Below are 22,007 nucleotides of genomic sequence, written 5' to 3'. Positions count from 1 at the left end.
ACCACCGACCCGGACGAGTTACTGCGTATCGCAGACGAGCGAATGTACTCGTCCAAGCGCGCCTGAGATCTGGATCAATGTGGGTTTCAGTCGGTCGGAGTGCAAGAGAGTCGCATTGATCCGGTGGATCGGGCCGGGCTGGGGAATTTCACAGCCGTGTCGGCCGTGCGCCCAGCGGCGGCGCGGGGGTGGGCCCGCGGTGCTTACGCGACTCGACTCGATACGCGATGTAGAGATACAGGACGCCGGTGATGGCACCGCCCAGGCAGCTTGCAGCGATATCGAGCGCGGTGGACCCCGAGGTGATCGTCAAGTGCATCAGGAGGAAGCCGATACCGACTGCGGGGACGAGGGCAAGCGCATTGATGTAATCGGCCCGGGTTGCGCCGCACTTCTTGCTCAGAGCCCCGGTCATGACCCACTCGCGAAATGGCTTCTGCATCTCGGCCTCCGACCTTGTGCGGTCCACTTTGTCCTTTTCTCCACGGTACCGGATAGTTCGCGGCGCTGACTATGTCATGGGAGGGTGCAGGTATGCGTGCTCTGGTGTTTCTCTCGGTCCTCGCGATCGTGCACACATGGCCGCTGTTCGGAGGCAGCCCCGGCCAGTGGTCTGCCCTGTTCCAGGGCGTCATGATCGGCGCGATAGTCAGCACCGCGGTGACTCCCGCGGGATGGAAGGCGATCCGACGCATCAGAAGTCGACTCGATGGGTCGTACAGTCCACCCAGGTCCTCGCGGCGATGAAATCGGGTGCAGCTGACCGCGCTCAGCGCGGCTGGCTGCACCGGATTCGATCGAGAGTAGCGACTATCTCGGCGATCACGTGATCCATGCGTTCGGTCAGGTCGACCCAGGTGTAGCGAAGGATCGTCCAGCTCTGAATGATGTCGTTCTGCCTGATCCGATCCTGATGGAACGCGCCGTGATCGGAGTGAAATGCCCAGCCGTCGATTTCGATCACCACCATCTCGGCGAGGAACGCGAAGTCGAGTTCGTATCCGCCCCATCGATAGTTGACCACCCAGCCGCCGATCTTGCGGGCCCGGAACTCTCGAATCAAGAGACGCTCTCCCTCGGAGCGTGCACCGTTCGCTGCGACTTTCAGCAGCCGCTTCGCTTCGGGAGCGCCGGTGCGACCTGGGTTTCGTGCATCTGCCCGCTGCAATCGCTCGAGGTCGGTGTGTCGCTGAAGTGTCCGATCCATGATGTGCGCCTTACCTATCGACGCTTCCAGAACAGTGAGTTCGAGAGACGTGACACGAAGTCCGCGCCGCTCGACGATGTCCTTGTTGTGAACGTCGCGGCGACGTAGTCGGCAGCCCTCGGCGCGGCTTCGACCCCTACGCGGAGCGGTGACCTCGATGATGCTCGGCACGTCGGAGATCACCCCGTGCCAGAAGGCAGCGGCTTCCCCGCTGAGTGCAGCGTTCGGTCCTGCACCCCACACAGCGCACCGAATGCGTGCGTCCGCAGTGAATGGGCGGTCCACGACGAAGTACACCCCGCGATGAATTGTTCGCCACGCACCCGCGCGAACCGAGCGATCCACAGCGTCGCCACTCAGACCGCAGAGTGCCGCCTGCGCGCGAGTGATCACGCCGTCGTGCTGTGCCAGCCATTCATCGAGCATGTCCACTTGGACGTTCACGGTGCCGAAGCGGTTCCCTAGCGAATCGGGTGCACTGAGCCGCGCTCAGCGCGGCTGGATGCACCGAATTCAATCGAGGTGAAGCTGTGTGTTCGGGAGTTCTGCCCCAGATCAGAACCCGAGATCTCTCTTGCGACGCTCGCGCTCGAGTCGACGTTGTTCCTCTGCACGTTCTCGACAACGCCGGAGAAATTCTGCATCGGCATCGGGATTCTGGGCGGACTGACGGCCGGGGCGTGTCTCGTATTCAGGAAACGCAGAGTTGCTCGCGCGCCGGTTGCCGCCTCCGGGACCTCCCCAAATTCCGCCTCCAACAGGACGTCCCGCGAACAACCATGCCAGTGAGCCGGCGAGCGGGAGAAACACCACCAACAGCAACCACACGATCTTCGGGAGGAATCGCACTCCACCATCGTCGGCCGTGATCACGTCGATCAGACAGAACACCCACAGCAACATCACCAGTAGACCGAGATACGGCATGTGATCCTCCACTTTCAAGACCGTTCGGTCTGATGTATCGAGCATCGTAGCGGGGCTGTCGCGATTTCGACAGATATGGCCCAGGTCTATCGATCTGCAGGATGTGGTCAGCGAGGCGGCGAACTCCGCTGCTGGGCAAAATCGGGTGCAGCTAGCCGCGCTCAGCGCGGTCAGTTGCACCCGATTCGACCTCCAATTGCTTCAGCCCGCATAGCGTCGCTGCAACAGTCAGTGGCCTTGGGAGTAGATGAACAGCGACGACTGTCGTGCGTTCCTGGTGAGCAGGACGGTCACGGGGTCTGCCGTTCCCCTTGTGGGACGCGAGGTGGACAGCATCTCGGGTTCGCAGGTCAAGCCCAGTGCAGTCCAGTTGCTCGTCGATGCAGCGGCGCACGTCACCGGTTGCAGGGGCGGATAGGAAGGGTTTGCCGCCGATACCGCTGTGTCGTCGCCGGCCTCGCTGGGCGCGTCGAATCGGGCCCGCCACGCGGGCTGGCCGACGAACTCCGTGTGGGTGAAGGCCTGAACGAACTCGAAGCCACTCGGCACGTCGAAAGCTATGTCCTGCAGACCACGCGACACTTCTTCTTCATTCATGGACCTGCGTTCGCCGGGCTCGAACGAACTGCACGACGCGGTGAGAACGACGACCAAACCGATGAGCCAGAACCGACACAGTCCCGCCGACGAACTCATCTCGCCGCACGGCTCGATGATTGTCGCGGGATCAATGTGGGAAGTGCCTTCTTCAGCGGAGTCGAGCCGTCGTCGCCGTTGAGCAGTATTTCCATTGCGGTTCGGGCGATTTGGTCGAATGCGGTGCGGACCGAGGTCAGGGGAACCGGCAACAGTTGCGCGAGCGGGATGTCGTTGTAGCCGACCAGTGAAAGGTCCTCTCCGACAGCCAGATTGTGTCGATGCGCTGCCGACAACACTCCGAGGGCGAGGTTGTCGTTGGCTGCGAACACGGCGGTGGGACGGCCTGAGCCGTCGAGCAGATCGTGTCCTGCGCTTGCCCCGGCTTCGATTCCGTAGCCGGTCTCGATCGTCCACTCCGGGCGTGGTTGCAGGCCGGCTTCGGCAAATGCCCTGTGCGCGCCCGCCAGACGACCGACAGCACTGGACGTGAACAGAGGTCCTGTCAGCACTGCGATGTCGGTGTGGCCGAGATCGATGAGGTGACGAACCGCCAGATATCCACCGGTCTCGTCGTCGCCGATCGAGGACGGGCTCTTTCCGTCGGTTCTCAGCACCAGTACGTGCGGAATTCCGTTCTCGCGCAGGTGACTGGGGAGGGGATCGTCGGTGCGACTCGTGGCGAGAACGACCCCATCGACATTGCGCTTCAGAAGCGACTGCGCGGCGTTCCATTCGTCGGTGGGATCGTCGCCGCTCGTCGCGACGACGGCGTGGTAGCCCTCCCTGCCCGCTGCCCGGTCGATGGCCTCGAACATCAGCGCCATCACGGTGTCCGAGAGGCGCGGGACCAGGACGCCGATGGTGGCGGTGGCACCGCGTCGTAGATTCGACGCGAACGTGTTGCGCCGGTATCCGAGATGCTCGGCAATCTCGCGCACCCGTACGGCCGTCGCGGATCGGGACGGTGCGACGCGGTCGTCGAGAACACGGCTGACGGTCGAGATGCTGACCCCGGCAGCCTTGGCAACGTCACGCAGTGTGACCGCGTCTGTGCGCTCAGTCGAGAGCCCACTTCGGGTGGAACGCATGTGCAGTTCCTGACTGTTCGTTGAATCTCCTGGTACGGCCGAACTTACAGATGGCCAGCCTGCGGCGCATGCAAACGTCCCAGGAACGTTTGCATGCGCACCATGCGATGCCTGTCACCCTCGATCTTCAAAGTGATGGTTGACACATCGGCGGCGAGCGGTTTAGCGTGATGCAAACGTTCCCGACAACGTTCCCATCAGAATCTCGAGAAGGACGACAACATGAATTCACTCGATCTCCGCGGACTCAGCCCAGCACCGATCACGCCGTTCACTCGCGATGGTGAGGTCGACTACGACGCCATCCAGCGCCTCGGGTCCTGGCTCGGCAGCGTCGACGGCGTCAAGAGTCTCGTCGTTCTCGGTCACGCGGGTGAAGGCACTTTCCTCACCCAGGCCGAGCAGGCCAAGGTGATCGGTGCCTTCCGCGATTCGGTCGACGGAAAGCTTCCGATCATCGCCGGCATCACCGGGGAAGGAACGGCCGTATCCGTCGAAGAAGCCAAGCGTGCGGTCGACGCCGGTGCATCTGCCGGACTGGTGTACCCGTCGCACGGTTGGCTGCGTTTCGGCTACCAGGACGGCGCACCGCAGGATCGGTACCGCGCACTGTACGAAGGATCGGGCTTGCCTCTGATCCTGTTCCAGTACCCGGACGTCACCAAGGCGACGTACAACCTCGACACCCAGCTCGAAATTGCCGCTCAGGAGGGCGTTTTCGCAACCAAGAACGGCGTTCGGAACATGCGCCGTTGGGACCGTGAGATCCCGGTTCTGCGCAAGGAGAACCCGGACCTGCAGATCCTCAGCTGCCACGACGAATACCTGCTGCACACCATGTTCGACGTCGACGGCCTCCTCGTCGGCTACGGCGGCCTGGCTCCCGAACCCCTCGTCGAGCTCATTGCCGCAGGCAAGGCCAAGGACTACCCGGCCGCACGCGCCATCCACGACCGTCTGCTGCCCGTCACCGCCAACGTCTATCACCGCGGATCTCACATGGAGGGCACCGTCGCGCTCAAGGAAGGCCTGGTCCACCGCGGCATCCTCGAGCACGCCACCGTCCGCTCGCCGCTGCTGCCACTCGCCGCAGGCGCTCACGAAGAGATCGCGGCGGCACTCGATTCCGCGAACCTCGGTTCGGTAGTACCCGCGCTGGTCTGAGTTCCCTCGCAGGGACAGACCGCGTCAGATCACTCGGTCGGCATCGGTGGCCATCTTCGCCCGGCCATCGATGCCGCACACCGACCTTCGCTCGTACTTTTCGTATCCGCTCCCCACCGCGTCGAGCCGAGGGCACACTGCCTCTAGTAGCGAGTACGGAGCGTCACCAGAAAGGCTCGTCATGAGTCAACCCCGCACGACCCCGGTGGCACCAGCCGCGTCCACCATCACCGCTGATGGACCGCCTGCCATGTCGAGTCGATGGAAGACCGTCCTGAGCACGCTGGCCATGGCGGGTCCCGCCTTCATCGCCGGCGCCTGGCAATTCGGCCCCGGCAACCTGGCCAGTGCGGTCGAGGCCGGTAGCAAGTACGGCTACGCGTTGATCTGGGTCGTCGTGCTCTCGACGGTGTTCATGCTCGTGTACGCCGATATGAGCGTGCGTCTGGGAATACGGACGCCGACGTCGTTGATCAGTTCGGTCAAAGACATCCTCGGACACCGCGTCGGCGTCGCTGCCGGCTTCGGGGTCTTCATCATCACCCTATGCTTCTCGGTCGGCAATGCCGTCGGATCCGGACTCGGGCTGTCGATGGTATTCGGCGGATCCCCGTTGATCTGGACGATTGCCTGCACGGCATTCGTGGCGCTGATCCTGTTGTTTCGCAACGTCTATCGCATAGTCGAGCGAGTGCTGCTCGTCATCGTCGGACTCCTCGGTGCCGCCTTCATCATCAGCGCGGTCATCGCGAAGCCGGACTGGTACATGGCTCTCGACGGCGTGATGCCCAGCGCGCCTTCGGGAAGCTTGCTGCTCATCGTCGCGCTCGTCGGCACCAACTTCTCACTCAACGCAGCGTTCTTCACCTCGTACGGCATCCATGAACGGGGCCGGACCAGAGGCGAATACCGTCAAACCTCCATTGCCGACACGATTCCCGGCATCGTCGCCCCCGGCATCATGACAGCGCTCGTCATCGTCGTGGCCGCTGCGGTACTGGAGAGCCAGAATGCCGAAGCGACCAGCTTGGTCGGACTGGCGAAAATATTCGAACCCATTGCAGGTCCGATCGGTTCGACCATCTTCGCCCTCGGACTGTCGGGAGCGGCCTTCTCCTCGATGGTGGCCAATGCCACCGCCGGAGGAACTATGCTCTCCGACGCGTTGGGCCGGGGAGCATCGCCCGGTACCCCTACGGCGAAGGTGACCTGCGCTGCAATCCTGGCGTTCGGTTTGGCGATCACCATCATGTTCACCTCGTCGCCGATCCAACTGATCATCGTCGCCCAGGCTCTGACCGTGCTGGTGGCCCCATTCCTCGGCTTCTTGCTCTACGTCATGAGCAACAATCGCCAACTGATGGGAGACCTCCGAAACACGTGGTGGAAGAACGCACTCGGTGTCCTCGGATTCCTCTCCATCCTGTCGCTCTCCGGTGTGCTGGTCTACGAACTTATGACTCGCTAGACCACGCGTCGCAATCGTCCCGGGCGGAAGTTCTCACGAACTCCTGCCCGGGACTTTTCTCTACCTCAACGCCACCGATCGCGGTGGGTGTGTCGTGACGAACTGTCCGGCTATCGAACCCACGAGCGCGATTCCGAAGCCGACGCACTGAACCCCGGTCATGCTCTGTCCCAGCACTATCCATCCGATGACTGCTGCAGTCAGCGGACTCAGCACGCCGAGGAGTGTCACATTGGCACTGGGAAGAGCGCGGGCACCGCGAAACCACAGTGAGTAGGCCAAGGCGCCGCCCACCACTGCGAGCCAGGTGTAGCCGACTACAGCCTCGGCATCCAGTGCCCACTGCCCTTCGTCGACGATCGGAATCAGTGGCGAGATGACCATTCCGCCGATAATCAGTTGCCATGCAGTGGAATTGAGTGGGCTGGTGTCGGGTGGCACACCCCAGCGCTTGGTGAGGGCGACACCGATTGCCATGCTGACGGCTCCGACCACTGCGGCGGCGAGGCCGATGGCATCGAGTCGGATCGTTCCGGACACAGCCGTCAGCGCAACCCCGACGACGGCCAGCGCGGCCCATCCAACCTGGACGGGCCGCGTTCGTCCCCAACCGAAGATCACCGATATCGCCACGATCACAAGCGGCTGCGAGGACCCCACGACGGCGGCAATTCCACCGGGTAGCCGGTAGGCCGCCACGAACAGCATCGGAAAGAACAACCCGATGTTGAGTACACCGAGGGTCGCGGTCTTCAGTCTCCATCCCTTTGCGGGAATGCCCGGAGCGATGAGCAGCAGAAGGAGCCCCGCGGGTACCGCGCGCAGCACGCTGGCGGTCATCGGCCGGTCGGGAGGAAGGAGTTCGGTGGTCACCAGGTACGTCGTGCCCCAGAGGATGGGAGCGAGTGCGGCAGCGGCCGTCAATCCGAGAGTCGAGGGGGCGACGTCGGGTGCGCGGAGGCGTCGAGCATCGGTTGGGTGTGTCTGCATGCGAGGTGTACGCATCGGGAGCTCATCTCTGGTGCGCTGTCAGTAGACGTCTTAACGTTGAACTATCTAGCATTGAACGGTAAGACGAACGTGGCAGAATGTCAAACAATTGAGCGCTGAAGTATTGAAGGGTGGTTGGCTCGATGTCGAACGAGACACTCGACGCAGTGGATCGGATCGTCCAGCAGTGGCGGGCCGAGCGACCTGACGTGGATGTCGACCCGATGGAGGTCATCGGCCGTATCAGCCGTGCGGCGTCCGTACTGGACAGGCGCACGCAGGCTGTACTGGCCGAATTCGGTTTGCAACCAGGCGAATTCGATCTCATCGCAACGCTCCGGCGCGCCGGGTCTCCGCATCGTCTCACCGTCGGGCAGCTGCTGGACAGCGCGATGGTGACGTCAGGTGCCGTTACGCACCGTTTGAATCGGTTGACCGACAAGGGATTGGTCGAACGCGAGATCGACCCCACCAATCGTCGGGTGGTCATAGTGCAATTGACGCAGGCCGGAATCGCTGCAGTGGATGCCGCGCTACCCGCTCACGTGGCCAATGAGGAAGCTCTGCTCGGATCGTTGAATCCGGATGAGCGACGCCAACTTGCAGGCCTGTTGAAGCGACTTCTTCTCGATCTCGGATAGCTGCGCCACTGACACCGTCTCTTCCGCATCCAAGCAGACTGTGGTACTTGTTGTTCCATGAACTCATTCGACACGTCGAAAGGCGCATGAGCGCCCGTAGTCACACCACCGTCGGTTTCGAAACGCCGAGGTGCAGAACATGAAGCTTGCCGAGGCCCTCGCTGAACGAGGGGAACTGATCAAGCGCACCGAACATCTGAAGGTTCGGATTCTGGCGAACGCCCGCCATCAGGACGGTGAATCACCGGCCGAAGATGCGTCGATTCTGTTGTCGGAGTACACAACTGTGCTCGACCGTCTCGAGGTCCTCATTCGCAGGATCAACCGGACGAACAGCGCCGCGACGATGCGGGACGGAACAATTACCGACGCACTCACGTCCCGTGACGTGCTGCGGATGCGTCACAGGGCGATCTCCGCAGCAGCGGACGCCGCGTCGGGACGTGAACAGGAGCGTCGGTACGGTCCGCGACAGCTGCGGTCGGAGTTGGTGTATGTCGCAGCCCTTCCGGTTGCCGAATTGCGCTCCACTGCAGACGATATCGCCAGACAGATCCGGCTTGTGGATCTGGAGATCCAACGCATCAACTGGGAATTCGACCTGATCGAGTAGTGAATCGGTTGCCGGGTAGTAGGTAGTTTTCGTTCGGGGCGAGCACGTGCCGCGGCCGGCGGTTTTCCGGTCCTTCTCCCGCGTGGTGAGCAGCGTCCCGGGTATTCACCCGTTCACAGTGCAGCTCAGTACAATTCACGGAGTACGGCGCACACCGCACAGTGCACTACCGTGTGCTGATCGAACGAGAACGAGGGTGGGTAAGGGGCCACCCGGCATTGTGGTCTCGACGACTTACGGAGGTTAGCCTGAACAGCATGAACGCACCGCCGATACGCCTCGAACGGCCTGCTCTGATCGTCGTCGACGTGCAGGCTGGATTCGACGATTCCGAATTCTGGGGCCCGCGGGACAACCCGTCGTGCGAAGCCAATATTGCTGCGCTTCTACGGGTGTGGAGGTCGAAGGCGTGGCCGATCGTGTTCGTTCGACACGACTCCGACAACCCGGTGTCGCCATTGTCTCCTACCGGTGCGGGGCATGCGTTCAAAGACGTCATCGAGGGAACTCCGGATTTGCTGATCAGCAAACGGGTCAATTCGAGCTTCTACGGCACGCCGGATCTCGACGCCTGGCTACGCGCAGAGGGCATCGACCAGGTGGTGATCTGCGGGATCACCACCAATCACTGTTGCGAGACCACCGCGCGCATGGCTGGCAATCTCGGTTACGACACCTACTTCGTCATCGACGCCACACACACCTTCGATCGCCTCGCACTCGACGGAACCACGGTGCCCGCGGCGACGTTGTCGGCCATGACTGCGACAAACCTGCACGGGGAATTCGCGACTGTCGTGTTGACAGAGGACCTGCTCTCGACGTGAGGAAGGTGCGCAATGAAGGTCACAGGCCACATGTCTCCCGACGAATTCTGGCGTGATATCGATCAGAGTTGTGATCGAGTGCGCCTCGGCGCTCAGGGAATTGGACTGTTCGGGCTGAGGGAGTGGGACGGCGCGACCATGATTGGCGATTGGGAGTGGGTGAACGACCTGCTTTCGTCCGGTGGACTCGTTCACGGCACTCCTGACGGCGATGTGTCGGTTCAGATCAGCACGGTGGTCGGAGATCCTCGGCGGGAGGTGGTTCGAGCGATCGAACGCGCTACCGGAATCTCTCCGTGGGAGCCCGACTACGAGAACCGGCATCGGGCAGTCCGGGACGCTCCCGGGGTGGCTGTGCCAATGCTCTGCGACGGTGTGAGCGTCGAGTTCTCGAAGTGGGGTGGACCCGACCGATGGTGGGCCGTGGGCGAAGTCGACGGCGTATCGCTGGTCATCGAAAGTCGGAACTATCCGGTTGATGACGTCGATCTGATCGAAATCGATGACGTGGAGCCCTACCTCGCAGGATGGCGAGACTACGTACGGAGCTTTCGAGGTGGGATCTAGTCGGTGCCGCGACTGGATTCATTGTCCACCAACGTGAGTCGAGTCGAGTGTGTACTGGTGGCGCGTTCGAACGGAGAGGCAGGATGAGCAGAATCGCGACACGCATGATCGCCGCTGTATCGCTCGTCGGCTGGATAGCGTCGTTCGGGACCTTCGCGCGGTGGGGACTGATGGGCGGAGTCGACGAACTGTGCATGCGACTACCCGGCGCGGTCTACGAGGCGCACTGGGCGTGGTTGCCCGTGCCGGTGGCAAGCTGCGTGAACCAAGTAGACAGTGACCTCGCCGTGGGAACGACAAGCTGGAGCTGGGAAAACACGGGGTTGGGAGGAGTGTGTGCTGTTGTTTTCGTGGTGAGTCTGTGGATTGTGCCGCGACGAACGCGGGCACTTTGAATGGGCAATTCCAGCGGTCTTCGGTTGTTGCATTCCGACATTCCTGCCGTTTGATACCGTTCGGTATGGCGAATCGGCGGACGACTGCAGGTCTGGCAGGACCCATCGTGTTGCTGTATTTGCGTTACTTCGCGTCGGTCCCGATACTCGAGGCATTCGTTCGCGGCCTGTTCGAGCCGCAGTTGAACTGGGCCGAGATCGGTTGGGGTGAAACGATTGTATTTGCATTCATGGTCGTTGCAGGACTGATTGCGTGCGTCACGGCGATACGGATTCTTGTCGACTCGCCGCGCTTTCCCGGCATCGTGGCGACCTCGGGTTCGTCCATCGGTCGAAAGATCGATTCGGTAGCTGTCACGCTGATCGGGTTCGCAGTCGTCGTGTTTTCGCTGATGGGTGAGGGCCTGGCACTCGGGTTCTTCTCCCCCATCGTTACCGGATGGTTGTGCCTCAACACAATTCGAAACTACAGATCGCTGTCCAAGTCGGGTCGAGCCGCAACGGCTCGGTGATCCGTGAACACCGTACTTGCGCTGCTACTGATGGTCGGAGTTTGCGCGTTCGCGTACGGCGCTGCAGTCGGCTTTCGAGGAAAGGCGCTCCACGTCGACTTCTACGGCCGCGACGTGCCGGACCGAGTGAAGACCACGCCGCACCTGCGTGCACGGGCGAACAGGATATTCGTGGTCTGCGGCGTCGCTGCCGCTACTTTGCTTCTTGCTCCACTTGTATGGATCTTCACCGACTTCCAACGCGACAGAACAACGTGGGAGTTGACCGGGCTGGCAGCCTATGTGTTCGTCGCTGTGGTGATCGGTGGCTATCCGTTTGCTGTGAGTGCTACGCAGTGGCGTGCTTAGGTGCCCTGGGTGGCGCTTTTCCGCACCACTGCCGAAGGCACTGGGCCGTCGTAGCGGGCGATCGGGCGAATGATCTTGCTGTCATGTGACTGCTCGACGATGTTGGCACACCACCCGACCATCCGACTGCAGGCGAAGGTGGGCGTGAACATCGACCGAGGAATTCCGCAGAGCTCCATCACGACACCGGCGTAGTACTCCACGTTGGCGTACAGCTTTCGATCCGGTTTCAGATCGGCGAGCGCAGCGGTGATGACCTTCTCGACCTGAACAGCCTTGTCGATGAGCTCCCCGCCCAACTCCTGCGCAGTTTCGCGCAGCATCACCGATCGGGGATCGTCGGTTCGGTACACCGGGTGCCCGAAGCCCATGATGCGTTCGCCTGCAGAGATTTTCGCTCGCGCCCAGGCGTCCGCGGAATTGACGTCGGCGATCTCGTCCAGCCCGTCGAGAGCGCGATCCGGGGCACCTCCGTGCAACGGACCAGCGAAGGCACCGATGGCAGCACACACTGCGGATGCGATGTCCGAACCTGTCGACGCCACAACTCGCGCAGTGAACGTCGACGCGTTGAACCCGTGATCGATCGTGGCGGTGAGGTATCGGTCGACCGCTCGGGCATGGGAGGCGTCGGGCACCTGTCCGGTGATCATGAACAACCAGTTCTGCGCGGTGGTCAGATCCTCGCGCGGTTCCACGGGTTCTTTGCCGGTCCGAATCCTGTGTACGGCAGCCAGAATGGTCGGCGTCATCGCGCACAGACGTAGCGCGGTCACACGCTTGTCCGATTCCGACGACTCGTAGAGGGGTAGTGCGCCTGCCAGCCCCGACAACACCGTCCGTAGCGCAAAGAGGGGTTGCTCGGGACCCGATTGCGCCACCGTTCTCACCGCAGCTGCCACGGCCTCCGGCAATATTCGCAGCGGTGCCACTGTACTCAGGAATTCGGCGCGCTCGAAATCGTCCGGCAGCCGACCTTCGACCATGAGGAACCACGCGTCCTCGAAGGTCAGGTGTAGCGCGATGTCGATCGCCGAGTACTGGCGGTAGTGATAGAAACCTTCGTCGCCGCGAACATCTCCGATGGATGTGGTGGTGACAACGACGTTGTGGAGCCCCCGTGGGGCATCGAGAACGGTCATGGCTGCACTCCTTTGCGCTGGTCAACCCCTACGATCCGCGCTAACGTTGATTATTGTCAATGTTGATCGAATCAATGTGAAAGGCGGACATGACGCACGCCGACGGTCGGAACATGCTCACCACCGCGCAGGCTGCCGCACGGCTGGGGGTCAAGCCGGAAACGGTGTACGCGTACGTCAGCCGCGGTCTGCTGACCAGCACTCGACTGACCGGCGTGCGGGGGAGTGTGTTCGACGTCGACGAGGTGGAATCTCTCGCCGGACGCGACACCGCTCGGCGTACCGATATCGGTGCCGTGGAACGAATTCGAACTCGGATCACGCTGATCGACGACGGGCATCTGTACTACCGGGGGCGTGATGCGGTGGAGCTCAGCTCGCGTGCGTTCGAGTCGGTTGCACACTTCGTCTGGACGGGTGAATTGCTGGACGAAGTCCACTTCCACGCGGACTCCGTTGTGGTGCAACGATGCAGAGAAGCGACAAGGCTGGTGTCGCCGGATTGCCGGTCCATCGATCGGATCCGCATCGCCGTCGACATCGCGTCCACCTACCGACCGATGCGATTCGACACCGGGTCCACATCCGTTGTTCGCGAGGCAGGGCAGCTGCTGGCGACGGTCGCAGCAGCACTCGGTGGTGGTTCCTCGGAGCTTTCGGTTGTCGAATCGGTCTGGGCGGCAATCAAGTCCGACTCCTCGAATCCGAACGGTCTGGCGGTGCTGCAGGCCGCGCTCGTCCTGATGGCAGACCACGGTCTTGCTGCGTCGACGCTCGGAGTTCGGGTGGCAGCGAGCACCCGAGCCAATCTGTATTCGGCAGTCTCGGCGGGTCTGGGATGCATCGACGGCCCGCTGCACGGCTCCGCTGCCGATCCCGTGTATCGGTTCCTGACGATGGCGATCGACGATCCGATAGGCGCTCTCGCAACACAATTGAGGTCCGGTGAGCGGGTGCCCGGCTTCGGGCACGTCATCTACACCGACCGAGACCCGCGTGCCGAGGAACTACTGCGACTGCTTCGGGACCCGGCTCACGGTGCGGACGCCGTAGTGATCGCTGCAGCGGACACGATAATCGAGGAGGTGAGTAGCAGATTCGATACCTTTCCGAACTCGGATTTCGCTCTCGCCACGTTCACCCTCGCCTACGGGCTCGAGTCCGACACACCGGAGATGCTGTTCGCACTCGCCCGCATTGTCGGGTGGACGGCACACGCCATCGAAGAATACGACGAAGCGCCCCTTCGCTTTCGGGTTCCAGGCATCTACACGGGGACTCGACCGGGAACCTACTGAGGCGTCGGGCAGTCCAGTAATGCGAACGCAGCAAGCAGTTGGCGACGCGCGGCAGCGATCTCGGCTGTGTTGTCGGCCAGGTGATGCAGCAGAGCGCGCTGAAAGATGCCATCGAGGAGGATGTAGGCCGAGGCGTTGTCGAGTGCGGGAGTGGAGCCGCGAAGTTCGCAGTAACGAGCGACCACGCGCCAGATCATGTCCTCGCGACGCGCCTCGATCTCGAGCACGTCGTTGCGGAACGAGCCGTCGAACAGGGCTTGATTGCGCAGGTCGTACCAGAGTCGATGGATGCCGGCGTCCTCGGCCAGAGTGGCGAAGTACTTCTCCTCGAAGTCCGCGTACAAGCCGGTGGCGTCGACGGCGTTGGCCACCACCTCGTCGTAGCGAGTGACACACATGGCCTCGTACTGGCGAACGGCGTGCGTGATGAGGTCGAGTTTGTCGGTGAAGTAGTAGTGCAGCACGCCGTGTGAGTACTCGGAATTCTGCGCGATCTCCCGCAGTGACGTGCGCGCGTAACCCAATTCGGCCAGTGTGTGCAGCGTCGCCTCGGCCAGTTCGGTGCGCTTGGCCTCGAACTTGTTGCGGGCTCGCTCTTCGATACGCGCGCGAGGATCAACGGTCTGGGTCATGTGCCGGGTCCTTTCCGCGCGTGGTCGTCGACCCAGTGTATGCCCGACGGCCGATCGGGGGATATCGGCGGCGGCAAGATATTGGTCGCTGAAAAAGGTGTGGTCGGCACCCCGCTGCTCGGATCCTATTGCGCTACAAAGGCTGCAGTCATCCAGGTCACCCGCGTCGCCACATTCGAAATGCGAGCATCGGGAGTGCGGGTGAATGCGGTGTGCCCCGGATTTGCCGACACTGCGATGGTCGACCGACTGGTCCCGGACTTCGAAGCCGCGACCCAGATTCCGTTCGGTGACCTGGTCGCCGCGAAGCAGGGACGACTGGGAACGCCAGAGGACATCGCGGAAGTGACGTTGTTCCTCGCCTCCGACCGGGCGTCGTGGATCACCGGAAGCCACTACATCCTGGACGGAGGACTGTCGGCGTCGCTCGTCTAGGTTCGGGAGCTCCCCGTCACCCGAGGGCGACGGGGAGCAACCCTCGGGGCGTCTCGGATGCGATGTCGGTCAGCGCTTCCTGCAGGTCGGGGTATCGGAACTCGAAACCGCTGCCTGTCAACACCTGTGGATCCACCCAACGGCTTTTCAAGACCAATTCTGCCTCCGTGCGAATCACCCGTGCCCCGAACTGAAGCAGCCATGCCGGTGTCGGCAACCCGCGGTTTCGGCCCAGAGTGCTCCTCACCTTCTGCATCAGCTCCTCGTTGGTCACCGGGAACGGCGTGGCTAAGTTCACCGGGCCGGAGATGCCTGTGTTGTCGTAGAGGTGATCGAGGATGCGTCCGACATCGGCGACGTGCACCCAACTGAACATCTGGCCGCCGTCGCCCATCGTGCCGCCGAGTCCGACTCGGGCCAGGTCGATGATCGGGTTGATCGCACCGCCGCCTGCACCCAGCACTATCGACATACGCAGCGCCACTTTGCGAATGGCCACATCGGCGTCGAACAGCTCACGCTCCCAGGCGCGGGCGACCTCGACGGAGAATCCCGACCCGATGTCGCCGGATTGTTCGTCCATCGGCCTGTTGCGCGAATCGCGATAAATGGTGCCCGTACTGGCGTTGACCCACAACTCGGGTGGGTTCTGGACCTGAGCCAAGGCACGCCCGAGTTGGGCCGTCGTCTGGATGCGCGATGACATGATCTCGTCCGCGTTCGCCTTGTTGTAGCGACAGCTCACCGAGCGGCCTGCGAGGTTGACGACCAGATCGGAACCGTCGAGCACGTCGACGAGGCCGCGATGGTCGGACCATGTGGCATCACTGGATGTTCCGCGCCCGACGGTTCTGACGCGAATGCCGCGATCTTCGTAGGAGCGATGCAGGTACCGGCCGATGTAGCCGGAGGCACCGCACACGACGACAGTCGATGGTGAATCAGTCACTGGTCCAACCCTTCTTTAGAGGTCATTCGTTTCAACAGGCCGGCCACGTCGGTGACCAACCCCCGCGCCACCGGGAGACGAGCGAGGCGTACGGCTTTGGCCACCACCGGTACGAGCCCGTCGACCAGGATGCGGGTGCGTGCCTGGTTGTCCGAGGAGTCGGTGACCCAATGGAGGGTGACACCCATGTAGATCATCCAGAGCAGCTGCGGAAGAACGTCTTTCAGAGAACCGGGAACCTTCTGTTTCGACGTCTCCAAGGTGGTTCGCATGAGGTCGATGGCCATGGACCTGGCGTCGGACGATTCTTCCGAGAACGGACTGGAACTGGACCGGGTGGGCAACGCCAACTGTAGGAACGATCCACCGAAGGCGTGATACGGCTCCATCACGTCCAGGCCGGAATGCAAGACGGCAGCAAGGCTTTCGGACAGTGATCCGCCGTCGACGAGGACGCGGAGTGCACGCTCGCGGTGATCGCGCTGGATCACCGTGTACAACTCGTTGACGAGTTCGTCCTTGCCGGCGAAGTAGTAGTAGGCATTCCCGAGCGAGACGCCCGCTTCGTCGGCGATGCGACGCATCGTGGTCGCCTGGAACCCTTCCTCACGAAAGAGGCGTAGAGCTACCTCGACCACCTTGTCGCGAGTCTCGGACGTGCGAGCCATCGATTCACCTCAATTCTGAACGTGTTCAAATTCGAACTTAGACCTGTTTTTGAACACGTTCAAGATCGGATGGTGGATGCCAGGGAGGGCTCTGCCCGATTTTCAGCGGTGACCACGGTGTTCGATCCCGGTTCGACGGAGGATCTGGCCCCGATCGAGGAGAATTCCTTCCATGCTGCCGCCGGAAAGGACCTACGCCGAATTTCCCTCGCCCGTCGACGGGATTCGGTGCACCTGGGAGCGGCGGTCGCAGGCGGGGGACCGGCCGTTGATCGTTCCCGACGGATGTGTGGATCTGATCTGGTTCTCCGATGGACGACTCGAGGCGGCGGGCCCGGATACCGCAGCCCGACAAGCCGTCACCCTCGGTCCGCTGGAGATGGTCGGTGTGCGTCTCGCTCCGTCCGCAGCTCGAAGGGTCAGTGCGATTCCAGTCGGTGAATTGTGTGATCAGCAACCGCATGTCGCAGCGCTGGGAGCGTCCTGGTTGGAGGCTGCCCATGTCCTTACGGGTCACGATCCGAACGGTGCGATGCCAGCGCGGCGAAAGATGCTCGCCGACCTCACCGTTCGGGCCATGAGGCCTGCGGAGGACGGGCTGGTCCTGGCCGCTGTGCAGGTGCTCGAGGCGTCGCCGGGTATCAAAGTCGGTGATCTCGCCGTCGGCTTGGGAGTCGGTGTTCGGCAGCTGCATCGGAGGTTTGTCGACGAGGTCGGCTACGGCCCGAAAACCCTCGCCCGGGTCATTCGCGTCGGGCGGCTCGTCGACGTTGCTGCCACCGTTCCCGACCTGGCGTCGCTCTCGTCTGCCGCAGGCTTTGCGAGTCAGGCGCACATGTGTGACGAGGTACGTGCACTCACCACGTTGACACCGGTCCGATTTCTGGAAGAACGTCGCGGCCCGTCTTACGTAGGGTCGCTGCTATGAACCGAGAACCCTTCGTGGCAAGTAGACATGTGGCTCGAGTTATCAGGCGTACACCCGACGAGGTGTACGAGTTCGCCGCGAATCCTGCGAACTTGCCCAAATGGGCGGCAGGACTGGCGCACAGCCCGGTGACCATCGACGGTGATCGGCTTCTCGTAGATTCGCCGATGGGACAGGTGACAGTACGCTTCGTGTCGCACAACGACCTCGGCGTCCTCGATCATGACGTGACACTGCCGTCGGGGACCGTCGTGAACAACCCCGTAAGAGTGCTGAGTCATCCAAATGGGGCGGAAATTCTGTTCACGGTCCGACAAATCGAACTGAGCGACGACGAATTCGAGCGCGATCTCGGCATGGTCGCCGACGACTTGAAAAGACTCGCAGAGCTACTGGAAGGTCAGTGACCTCGTGCGTCCATCAACAGGGATGTACGCGTCCAATCGGGCCTCGACGAAGTCCGACGTCAGGTCGATCCGCCCGGCTTCGCGCCACGGACGGCCGCGCGCGTCGTCCTAGACGACTCCGAGGACAACACCCGCTACTGTCGCTCCCGTGAGGTGGTAGCTCGCGGTGACAGCTCCGAACACGAATGGTTGTGGAGTGTGGGGCGTCAGCGCGTTGGTCAATGATGCTGCAGCGGAGGCCAACCCGACACCCAGTCCAACGAGCACCCCGGATACCACGGCATCCGCGTTGATGGCGTCGAGAACGAGAGCGATCACGATGGTTGTCGCCGCCGAGCAGCAGAGCGGAACCACGTAGTAGGACAACGGGAATCGGCCTCCTGTCTGCGCCCGATCACGCCCGATCGAGCGATCCCATGTGCGCCCGAACAAGGGGCCGAACCACAGCGCGCCGAGTGCGTAGTACACAACCGCTGCCCCGGCTACTCCCAACCAGTTCACGACACTCCCCTTCGGCCCGGTTGAGTCACTCGGTCGACATCGGTCCAAGAAGTGGCGGTCATAGCGTGATCGTCTCGAGACCCGAGGCTCGGTGTATTGCAGAATTGCGACATGGAAGAAAGGCAGGTCGCGTCCAAGCCCATCGACGTTCACGAACGCTCCGGCGTGATGGCTCCTGCGCTTCTCCGTCGCTTCGACGCAACCTGGCACGAACCGGCTGCAGAGGTTCGAGATGTTGTCGACGCGTACTGGAGCGTGCGATGGGAATTGTCTGCGGACGAAACCGTCGAACAGCGAGTCCTCGAATTTCCGGCAGTCACGGTCAGTATCGAGACCGGTGCAGTGCCTGCGCCGTTCATGATCACCAATGTTCAACGCAGGGCGTGGTCCCGGACGATAGAAGGTCAAGGCTTCGTGTTCGCCATCCGGCTGCGTCCAGCTGGACTGGCTGTGGTATCCAACCTCGATCCCAAGAGACTTATTGCGGAGCAACCGATCACCGAAGAGACCGACCAACTTCTCTTCGGCATGCTCGGTAGCATTTCCGGGCAGGATTCGGCTGCCGACCATGCTGTACGGGCAGATTCAGTGATCACTGAGATGCTGGGGAAACGACCGGCGGCTGCCGAACATCTTCTCGCGAACGCCGCTGTCGATGCTTTGGCGCAGAGCATCGGCAGAAAACCCGGGCAATCGGTGGCAGGAATGCTCGGGGTCAGTGAACGTGCCGTGCAGAGGGCGCTGCGATCGTCACTCGGGATGGGCCCCAAAGCAGTCGCCCGACGGGTTCGACTACAAGAAGTGGTGCAACGTTTGTCGCTCCCCGCAGCCGATGCTGCCCGTATTGCTGCCGACCTGGGCTACGTCGATCAAGCTCACATGATCAACGACTTTCGCGGCGTCGCCGGAATTACGCCGGGAGCGTACCTTCGTGAACTCGCTGCACTCGGCCGCGCCTGAATGAGGGTGGCGAGAGCCTCTGCAAACTCAGCGTACTTCTTGGGAAGTCGGCCCAGCCTGCGTAGCGGAGTACTCGCTGCACTGCGCGCATCGGGTGAGCAGATCGTGTGTGCACGCGACGACGTGCGCGAGAAAGCGCTCGGCACTGGCGAGTCGAGCTTGCTGCCGTCGGACTCGGGCCAGATGGTCTGCGATGACTTCGGTTCGTTCGGGCTCGTCTCGATGAAGTATCAGGCGAATGTCGGCCAAGCTGATTCCCACGTCCTGACAGGCCCTCAGCACCCGCAGTCGACGCAGGTGTTCCTCGCTGTAATCGCGGTGACCAGACGGGAGACGTTCGGGCACAACCACACCGACGTCCTCCCAATGTCTGAGGACGTGAGTCGGAACGTCGAGTTCGCGCGCAGCCTCTCCGATCCTCACTCGCCGATGGTCTCACATTGACTTCAGGTCGACCTGAACTATTACGTTCGTTCCCATGACGATCGACAGATTCGATCTACCAGAGCCGATCTTCGTGTCCGTGGGCGGCGATAGGGTGGCGACTTACGAGCTGGCTCCCGAGGTGGACGTGCCCTCAGTGGACGTTGTGTTCTGCCATGGAACTCCCTGGTCAGCTCAGGTGTGGGCGCAGGCCGCGCGCCACCTCAGCGCTGGCCATCGTGTCTACCTGTGGGACATGCCCGGATACGGCCGGTCTGCACAGGGATCCGATGTCCGGACCGACCTGCCCACCCAGATGCTGCGCTTCGCGCTGTTGCTCGACCACTGGAGGTTGAAGAGCCCCTTCGTCGTCGCTCACGACATCGGCGGTGCAGTCGCCCTGGGAGTCCATTTACTTCACGGCTGCGATTTCGGCGGGCTTTATCTGTGGGACGTGGTGACCCTCGACCCCTGGGGATCCGAGTTCTTCAGACTCGTCGCGGACAACGCCGAGGTCTTTGCCGCGTTGCCTGCACACCTGCACTCGGCGCTGGTTACCGAATACATCGCGGGAGCGGCACATCAACGACTGGACGCAGACATCGTGGCAATGTTGACCGAACCCTGGATATCCGACGAGGGTCAGCCCGCGTTCTACCGACAGATCGCCGAACTGAGTCCCGAACACACGCGGCCCATCGTCGATGCCCTTCCCCGAGTCCGCTGCAACACCTCGATCGGATGGGGTGAACAGGACCCCTGGATTCCCGTCGAACAGGCGTTTCGACTGCGGCAATTGCTGCCGGGGGAATCGTCTGTGATCACTGTTCCTGGTGTGGGTCATCTGACTCCGCTCGAAGCACCGTCGGTCACCGCTGAAGCGTTGGATGCGTGGCTAGGAATGCTTGTCCGAGAACTTCCGAGAAGCCCACGATCGTGCAGCTGACTCGCTGACATCGTTCGTCGAGCCGTTCGAGGTGCGTCTCGTGGATACTGAGTTCCGTGGTGCTGAGACGAATGTGAACGTCCCGCATCGGAGGCCGAGGGGCCCAGTGGCTTCGTGAGCTGAACGAGCGACATCCATGGAGTCGCAACGATTGCTATCGGGTGCAAAGATGCGACACCGCATAGGGTTTCGACACACAATCGGGTAGACGAAGCCTGGCGTCGAGTAGAGCCGTCATGTCTCTCCTACGCGCAGAAGGCGAAAGCCTCTGCAGTGGCGCGTGAATCCGACGGCGGCACCGACAACGGCACCGATTATGGGTTGCACTTTTGTCCACCACTCGAGGAAGAGGCCGACTCGGACCTGCAAGGTGATATCAGCGGTAGTCGCGTAGGCCCGGCTCATTTGGCCGGGTTCTACGTACAGGGTTCCGGCCCATCCCGACACGGACGCGAGCAGACCCACCGTGAGCCCTAGTGCGGCGAAGGCAAGAACAACTGAGCGCATGGGGGCACAATATCGGTGCTGGGCAGAAACAGGTGTCGCGAACGACAAGGAAAGGACGCGCCTCGAATGTGGGACTTACACAGTCCGGGCGTGCTGCAGTTGCCGTCGGGCAGTCTCGTTCGTGGACGTGCCTTGCGTGTTCCGACACCTGACGGTCCGTTGCCGGACTTCGGGATCTACCTGCAGGGCAAGGATCCGGGCGAGTTCGAGTGGGACAGTCGATGGGTTCGTTGGCCCGACTTCCGGCTGCCGTCCGACTCGAAAGAGCTCGAGGTCGGACTACGAGAAGTATTGCGCCGCTGTGCAACCCAGAGAGTCGAGATCGCGTGTACCGGCGGTGAGGGGCGAACGGGCACCGCACTGGCCTGCCTGGTTGCGCTGGATGGTATGCCGGGAAGTGCTGCAATCGACTATGTCCGGAGCAATTACTCGCACCGCGCTATCGAAACGCCCTGGCAGAGACGCTATGCGAGGACATTCGTGAAACCGAGCTCTCTGCTCTGAGCAGAATCTGCGACCCATCACGGACAGGGGGCCTAGGCTGCGATCATGGGCCAGGTCATACGAATCGATGAGCGTCGAGCAGCGCGCGGTGGAACCCCTGTGGCGTGAGGTGGTCGGCAGACGACTACGCGAGCGCAGACACGCCCGCGGAGACACCCTCGCCGACACCGCCGCACGCGCAGGTATTGCGCCGCAATACTTGTCGGAGCTCGAACGCGGCCGCAAGGATCCGTCGAGCGAAATCCTCGCGGCCGTCGTCGGCGCATTGGGCACATCGATGGCCGAAATCTCACGCCTCGCGCATCACGACCTCTCGCGCGG

General features: G+C 62.3%; 29 protein-coding genes and 1 pseudogene. 18 read left to right on the top strand and 12 right to left on the bottom strand.

Features of this window, described 5'->3' with window-relative positions; translation table 11 throughout:
• Positions 1–148: 148 nt before the first annotated feature.
• Entirely contained in the window at positions 149–442 is a 294-nt protein-coding gene (locus A2J02_RS25200; protein ID WP_068055229.1) for a hypothetical protein, read from the bottom strand.
• 92 nt (positions 443–534) lie between these two features.
• Here A2J02_RS25200 and A2J02_RS25195 point away from each other — a divergent pair, with 92 nt between their 5' ends.
• Complete coding sequence (locus A2J02_RS25195) at positions 535–747, top strand: hypothetical protein (protein WP_068055226.1); 213 nt, start codon at positions 535–537, stop codon at positions 745–747.
• Between the two features lie 22 nt (positions 748–769).
• Here the strand turns inward: A2J02_RS25195 and A2J02_RS25190 are convergent, their stop codons facing one another.
• The 4 genes from A2J02_RS25190 to A2J02_RS25175 form a co-directional block, all read right to left on the bottom strand.
• The gene (locus A2J02_RS25190; protein WP_331712044.1) at positions 770–1,651 is read right to left on the bottom strand and encodes a type IV toxin-antitoxin system AbiEi family antitoxin domain-containing protein; all 882 of its coding nucleotides are present in this window, start codon (positions 1,649–1,651) and stop codon (positions 770–772) included.
• Positions 1,652–1,762: 111 nt separating this feature from the next.
• Positions 1,763–2,134: a PLD nuclease N-terminal domain-containing protein gene (locus A2J02_RS25185; RefSeq protein WP_068055237.1), complete on the bottom strand. Its 372-nt coding sequence runs from the start codon at positions 2,132–2,134 to the stop codon at positions 1,763–1,765.
• Between the two features lie 228 nt (positions 2,135–2,362).
• Complete coding sequence (locus A2J02_RS25180) at positions 2,363–2,830, bottom strand: hypothetical protein (protein ID WP_068055222.1); 468 nt, start codon at positions 2,828–2,830, stop codon at positions 2,363–2,365.
• Positions 2,827–3,861: a LacI family DNA-binding transcriptional regulator gene (locus A2J02_RS25175; protein ID WP_068055218.1), complete on the bottom strand. Its 1,035-nt coding sequence runs from the start codon at positions 3,859–3,861 to the stop codon at positions 2,827–2,829. The genes A2J02_RS25180 and A2J02_RS25175 overlap by 4 nt, the downstream gene beginning before the upstream one ends.
• A gap of 222 nt (positions 3,862–4,083) precedes the next feature.
• On the opposite strand from A2J02_RS25175, the gene A2J02_RS25170 reads away from it, so the two are divergent.
• Together A2J02_RS25170 and A2J02_RS25165 are read left to right on the top strand one after the other, a co-directional pair.
• Positions 4,084–5,025 (top strand): dihydrodipicolinate synthase family protein, encoded by a 942-nt coding sequence (locus A2J02_RS25170; protein ID WP_068055215.1) that lies wholly within the window; start codon positions 4,084–4,086, stop codon positions 5,023–5,025.
• Between the two features lie 289 nt (positions 5,026–5,314).
• Positions 5,315–6,493, top strand: coding sequence for an Nramp family divalent metal transporter (locus A2J02_RS25165; protein WP_068055234.1), 1,179 nt, complete (start codon positions 5,315–5,317; stop codon positions 6,491–6,493).
• A 60-nt stretch (positions 6,494–6,553) separates the two neighbouring features.
• Here the strand turns inward: A2J02_RS25165 and A2J02_RS25160 are convergent, their stop codons facing one another.
• Positions 6,554–7,483, bottom strand: coding sequence for an EamA family transporter (locus A2J02_RS25160; RefSeq protein WP_231911507.1), 930 nt, complete (start codon positions 7,481–7,483; stop codon positions 6,554–6,556).
• Between the two features lie 143 nt (positions 7,484–7,626).
• Here A2J02_RS25160 and A2J02_RS25155 point away from each other — a divergent pair, with 143 nt between their 5' ends.
• The 7 genes from A2J02_RS25155 (at position 7,627) to A2J02_RS25125 (ending at position 11,386) form a co-directional block, all read left to right on the top strand.
• Complete coding sequence (locus A2J02_RS25155; protein ID WP_068055208.1) at positions 7,627–8,124, top strand: MarR family winged helix-turn-helix transcriptional regulator; 498 nt, start codon at positions 7,627–7,629, stop codon at positions 8,122–8,124.
• 139 nt (positions 8,125–8,263) lie between these two features.
• Positions 8,264–8,737 (top strand): DIP1984 family protein, encoded by a 474-nt coding sequence (locus A2J02_RS25150; RefSeq protein ID WP_068055205.1) that lies wholly within the window; start codon positions 8,264–8,266, stop codon positions 8,735–8,737.
• Positions 8,738–8,994: 257 nt separating this feature from the next.
• A complete protein-coding gene (locus A2J02_RS25145) occupies positions 8,995–9,564 on the top strand; it encodes a cysteine hydrolase family protein (RefSeq protein ID WP_068055202.1) in 570 nt (189 codons plus the stop codon).
• A gap of 12 nt (positions 9,565–9,576) precedes the next feature.
• Positions 9,577–10,131 (top strand): hypothetical protein, encoded by a 555-nt coding sequence (locus A2J02_RS25140; RefSeq protein WP_068055200.1) that lies wholly within the window; start codon positions 9,577–9,579, stop codon positions 10,129–10,131.
• 83 nt (positions 10,132–10,214) lie between these two features.
• On the top strand, positions 10,215–10,526 hold the full coding sequence (locus A2J02_RS28860) for a hypothetical protein (protein WP_068055197.1): 312 nt from the start codon (positions 10,215–10,217) through the stop codon (positions 10,524–10,526).
• A gap of 107 nt (positions 10,527–10,633) precedes the next feature.
• Positions 10,634–11,038, top strand: coding sequence for a hypothetical protein (locus A2J02_RS25130; RefSeq protein WP_156516382.1), 405 nt, complete (start codon positions 10,634–10,636; stop codon positions 11,036–11,038).
• A 3-nt stretch (positions 11,039–11,041) separates the two neighbouring features.
• Positions 11,042–11,386 (top strand): hypothetical protein, encoded by a 345-nt coding sequence (locus tag A2J02_RS25125; protein ID WP_068055193.1) that lies wholly within the window; start codon positions 11,042–11,044, stop codon positions 11,384–11,386.
• Here A2J02_RS25125 and A2J02_RS25120 read toward each other — a convergent pair.
• Positions 11,383–12,528, bottom strand: coding sequence for a citrate/2-methylcitrate synthase (locus A2J02_RS25120; RefSeq protein ID WP_068055192.1), 1,146 nt, complete (start codon positions 12,526–12,528; stop codon positions 11,383–11,385). The two genes, A2J02_RS25125 and A2J02_RS25120, sit on opposite strands and share 4 nt — an antisense overlap.
• Before the next feature lie 89 nt (positions 12,529–12,617).
• On the opposite strand from A2J02_RS25120, the gene A2J02_RS25115 reads away from it, so the two are divergent.
• Positions 12,618–13,826: a citrate synthase gene (locus A2J02_RS25115; RefSeq protein ID WP_068055191.1), complete on the top strand. Its 1,209-nt coding sequence runs from the start codon at positions 12,618–12,620 to the stop codon at positions 13,824–13,826.
• On the opposite strand, the gene A2J02_RS25110 is transcribed toward A2J02_RS25115, so the two are convergent.
• The gene (locus A2J02_RS25110; protein WP_068055190.1) at positions 13,820–14,458 is read right to left on the bottom strand and encodes a TetR/AcrR family transcriptional regulator; all 639 of its coding nucleotides are present in this window, start codon (positions 14,456–14,458) and stop codon (positions 13,820–13,822) included. The two genes, A2J02_RS25115 and A2J02_RS25110, sit on opposite strands and share 7 nt — an antisense overlap.
• Before the next feature lie 96 nt (positions 14,459–14,554).
• Here A2J02_RS25110 and A2J02_RS25105 point away from each other — a divergent pair.
• Positions 14,555–14,893, top strand: a pseudogene (locus A2J02_RS25105) (SDR family NAD(P)-dependent oxidoreductase); the annotation flags it as partial.
• Positions 14,894–14,909: 16 nt separating this feature from the next.
• Here the strand turns inward: A2J02_RS25105 and A2J02_RS25100 are convergent.
• Complete coding sequence (locus A2J02_RS25100) at positions 14,910–15,842, bottom strand: TIGR01777 family oxidoreductase (protein ID WP_068055187.1); 933 nt, start codon at positions 15,840–15,842, stop codon at positions 14,910–14,912.
• Positions 15,839–16,510, bottom strand: a complete 672-nt coding sequence (locus A2J02_RS25095) for a TetR/AcrR family transcriptional regulator (RefSeq protein WP_068055184.1) — start codon at positions 16,508–16,510, stop codon at positions 15,839–15,841. Before A2J02_RS25095 ends, A2J02_RS25100 begins: the two co-directional genes overlap by 4 nt.
• Positions 16,511–16,682: 172 nt before the next feature.
• Between A2J02_RS25095 and A2J02_RS25090 the strand changes: the two genes are divergently transcribed.
• Positions 16,683–17,438, top strand: a complete 756-nt coding sequence (locus A2J02_RS25090) for a helix-turn-helix domain-containing protein (protein ID WP_068055181.1) — start codon at positions 16,683–16,685, stop codon at positions 17,436–17,438.
• Positions 17,435–17,845, top strand: a complete 411-nt coding sequence (locus A2J02_RS25085) for an SRPBCC family protein (RefSeq protein ID WP_231893785.1) — start codon at positions 17,435–17,437, stop codon at positions 17,843–17,845. Before A2J02_RS25090 ends, A2J02_RS25085 begins: the two co-directional genes overlap by 4 nt.
• A gap of 108 nt (positions 17,846–17,953) precedes the next feature.
• On the opposite strand, the gene A2J02_RS28470 is transcribed toward A2J02_RS25085, so the two are convergent.
• Positions 17,954–18,346 (bottom strand): DUF1761 domain-containing protein, encoded by a 393-nt coding sequence (locus tag A2J02_RS28470; protein ID WP_068055174.1) that lies wholly within the window; start codon positions 18,344–18,346, stop codon positions 17,954–17,956.
• Between the two features lie 111 nt (positions 18,347–18,457).
• Here A2J02_RS28470 and A2J02_RS25075 point away from each other — a divergent pair, with 111 nt between their 5' ends.
• Positions 18,458–19,306 (top strand): helix-turn-helix domain-containing protein, encoded by an 849-nt coding sequence (locus A2J02_RS25075; protein ID WP_068055172.1) that lies wholly within the window; start codon positions 18,458–18,460, stop codon positions 19,304–19,306.
• A 27-nt stretch (positions 19,307–19,333) separates the two neighbouring features.
• On the opposite strand, the gene A2J02_RS27445 is transcribed toward A2J02_RS25075, so the two are convergent.
• A complete protein-coding gene (locus tag A2J02_RS27445; RefSeq protein ID WP_082898736.1) occupies positions 19,334–19,729 on the bottom strand; it encodes a MerR family transcriptional regulator in 396 nt (131 codons plus the stop codon).
• A gap of 55 nt (positions 19,730–19,784) precedes the next feature.
• Between A2J02_RS27445 and A2J02_RS25065 the strand changes: the two genes are divergently transcribed.
• The 3 genes from A2J02_RS25065 to A2J02_RS25050 form a co-directional block, all read left to right on the top strand.
• Entirely contained in the window at positions 19,785–20,675 is an 891-nt protein-coding gene (locus A2J02_RS25065; protein WP_068055167.1) for an alpha/beta fold hydrolase, read from the top strand.
• A gap of 573 nt (positions 20,676–21,248) precedes the next feature.
• A complete protein-coding gene (locus A2J02_RS28855; protein WP_068055161.1) occupies positions 21,249–21,686 on the top strand; it encodes a protein-tyrosine phosphatase family protein in 438 nt (145 codons plus the stop codon).
• Positions 21,687–21,753: 67 nt separating this feature from the next.
• A partial coding sequence (locus A2J02_RS25050; RefSeq protein WP_231911506.1) for a helix-turn-helix domain-containing protein occupies positions 21,754–22,007 on the top strand: 254 nt, incomplete at its 3' end.

The organism is Rhodococcus sp. EPR-147 (assembly GCF_001647185.1).
GTDB lineage: Bacteria > Actinomycetota > Actinomycetes > Mycobacteriales > Mycobacteriaceae > Rhodococcoides.
Note: the sequence above shows the minus strand (reverse complement) of the source record. Positions and strands in the feature narration are given on the sequence as shown.

Coding starts and splice junctions, on each gene's coding strand:
- A2J02_RS25200 (WP_068055229.1), bottom strand. CDS start 442: ATGCAGAAGCCATTTCGCGAGTGGGTCATGACCGGGGCTCTGAGCAAG.
- A2J02_RS25195 (WP_068055226.1), top strand. CDS start 535: ATGCGTGCTCTGGTGTTTCTCTCGGTCCTCGCGATCGTGCACACATGG.
- A2J02_RS25185 (WP_068055237.1), bottom strand. CDS start 2,134: ATGCCGTATCTCGGTCTACTGGTGATGTTGCTGTGGGTGTTCTGTCTG.
- A2J02_RS25180 (WP_068055222.1), bottom strand. CDS start 2,830: ATGAGTTCGTCGGCGGGACTGTGTCGGTTCTGGCTCATCGGTTTGGTC.
- A2J02_RS25175 (WP_068055218.1), bottom strand. CDS start 3,861: ATGCGTTCCACCCGAAGTGGGCTCTCGACTGAGCGCACAGACGCGGTC.
- A2J02_RS25170 (WP_068055215.1), top strand. CDS start 4,084: ATGAATTCACTCGATCTCCGCGGACTCAGCCCAGCACCGATCACGCCG.
- A2J02_RS25165 (WP_068055234.1), top strand. CDS start 5,315: ATGGCGGGTCCCGCCTTCATCGCCGGCGCCTGGCAATTCGGCCCCGGC.
- A2J02_RS25160 (WP_231911507.1), bottom strand. CDS start 7,483: ATGCAGACACACCCAACCGATGCTCGACGCCTCCGCGCACCCGACGTC.
- A2J02_RS25155 (WP_068055208.1), top strand. CDS start 7,627: ATGTCGAACGAGACACTCGACGCAGTGGATCGGATCGTCCAGCAGTGG.
- A2J02_RS25150 (WP_068055205.1), top strand. CDS start 8,264: ATGAAGCTTGCCGAGGCCCTCGCTGAACGAGGGGAACTGATCAAGCGC.
- A2J02_RS25145 (WP_068055202.1), top strand. CDS start 8,995: ATGAACGCACCGCCGATACGCCTCGAACGGCCTGCTCTGATCGTCGTC.
- A2J02_RS25140 (WP_068055200.1), top strand. CDS start 9,577: ATGAAGGTCACAGGCCACATGTCTCCCGACGAATTCTGGCGTGATATC.
- A2J02_RS28860 (WP_068055197.1), top strand. CDS start 10,215: ATGAGCAGAATCGCGACACGCATGATCGCCGCTGTATCGCTCGTCGGC.
- A2J02_RS25120 (WP_068055192.1), bottom strand. CDS start 12,528: ATGACCGTTCTCGATGCCCCACGGGGGCTCCACAACGTCGTTGTCACC.
- A2J02_RS25115 (WP_068055191.1), top strand. CDS start 12,618: ATGACGCACGCCGACGGTCGGAACATGCTCACCACCGCGCAGGCTGCC.
- A2J02_RS25110 (WP_068055190.1), bottom strand. CDS start 14,458: ATGACCCAGACCGTTGATCCTCGCGCGCGTATCGAAGAGCGAGCCCGC.
- A2J02_RS25095 (WP_068055184.1), bottom strand. CDS start 16,510: ATGGCTCGCACGTCCGAGACTCGCGACAAGGTGGTCGAGGTAGCTCTA.
- A2J02_RS25090 (WP_068055181.1), top strand. CDS start 16,683: ATGCTGCCGCCGGAAAGGACCTACGCCGAATTTCCCTCGCCCGTCGAC.
- A2J02_RS25085 (WP_231893785.1), top strand. CDS start 17,435: ATGAACCGAGAACCCTTCGTGGCAAGTAGACATGTGGCTCGAGTTATC.
- A2J02_RS25075 (WP_068055172.1), top strand. CDS start 18,458: ATGGAAGAAAGGCAGGTCGCGTCCAAGCCCATCGACGTTCACGAACGC.
- A2J02_RS25065 (WP_068055167.1), top strand. CDS start 19,785: ATGACGATCGACAGATTCGATCTACCAGAGCCGATCTTCGTGTCCGTG.
- A2J02_RS28855 (WP_068055161.1), top strand. CDS start 21,249: ATGTGGGACTTACACAGTCCGGGCGTGCTGCAGTTGCCGTCGGGCAGT.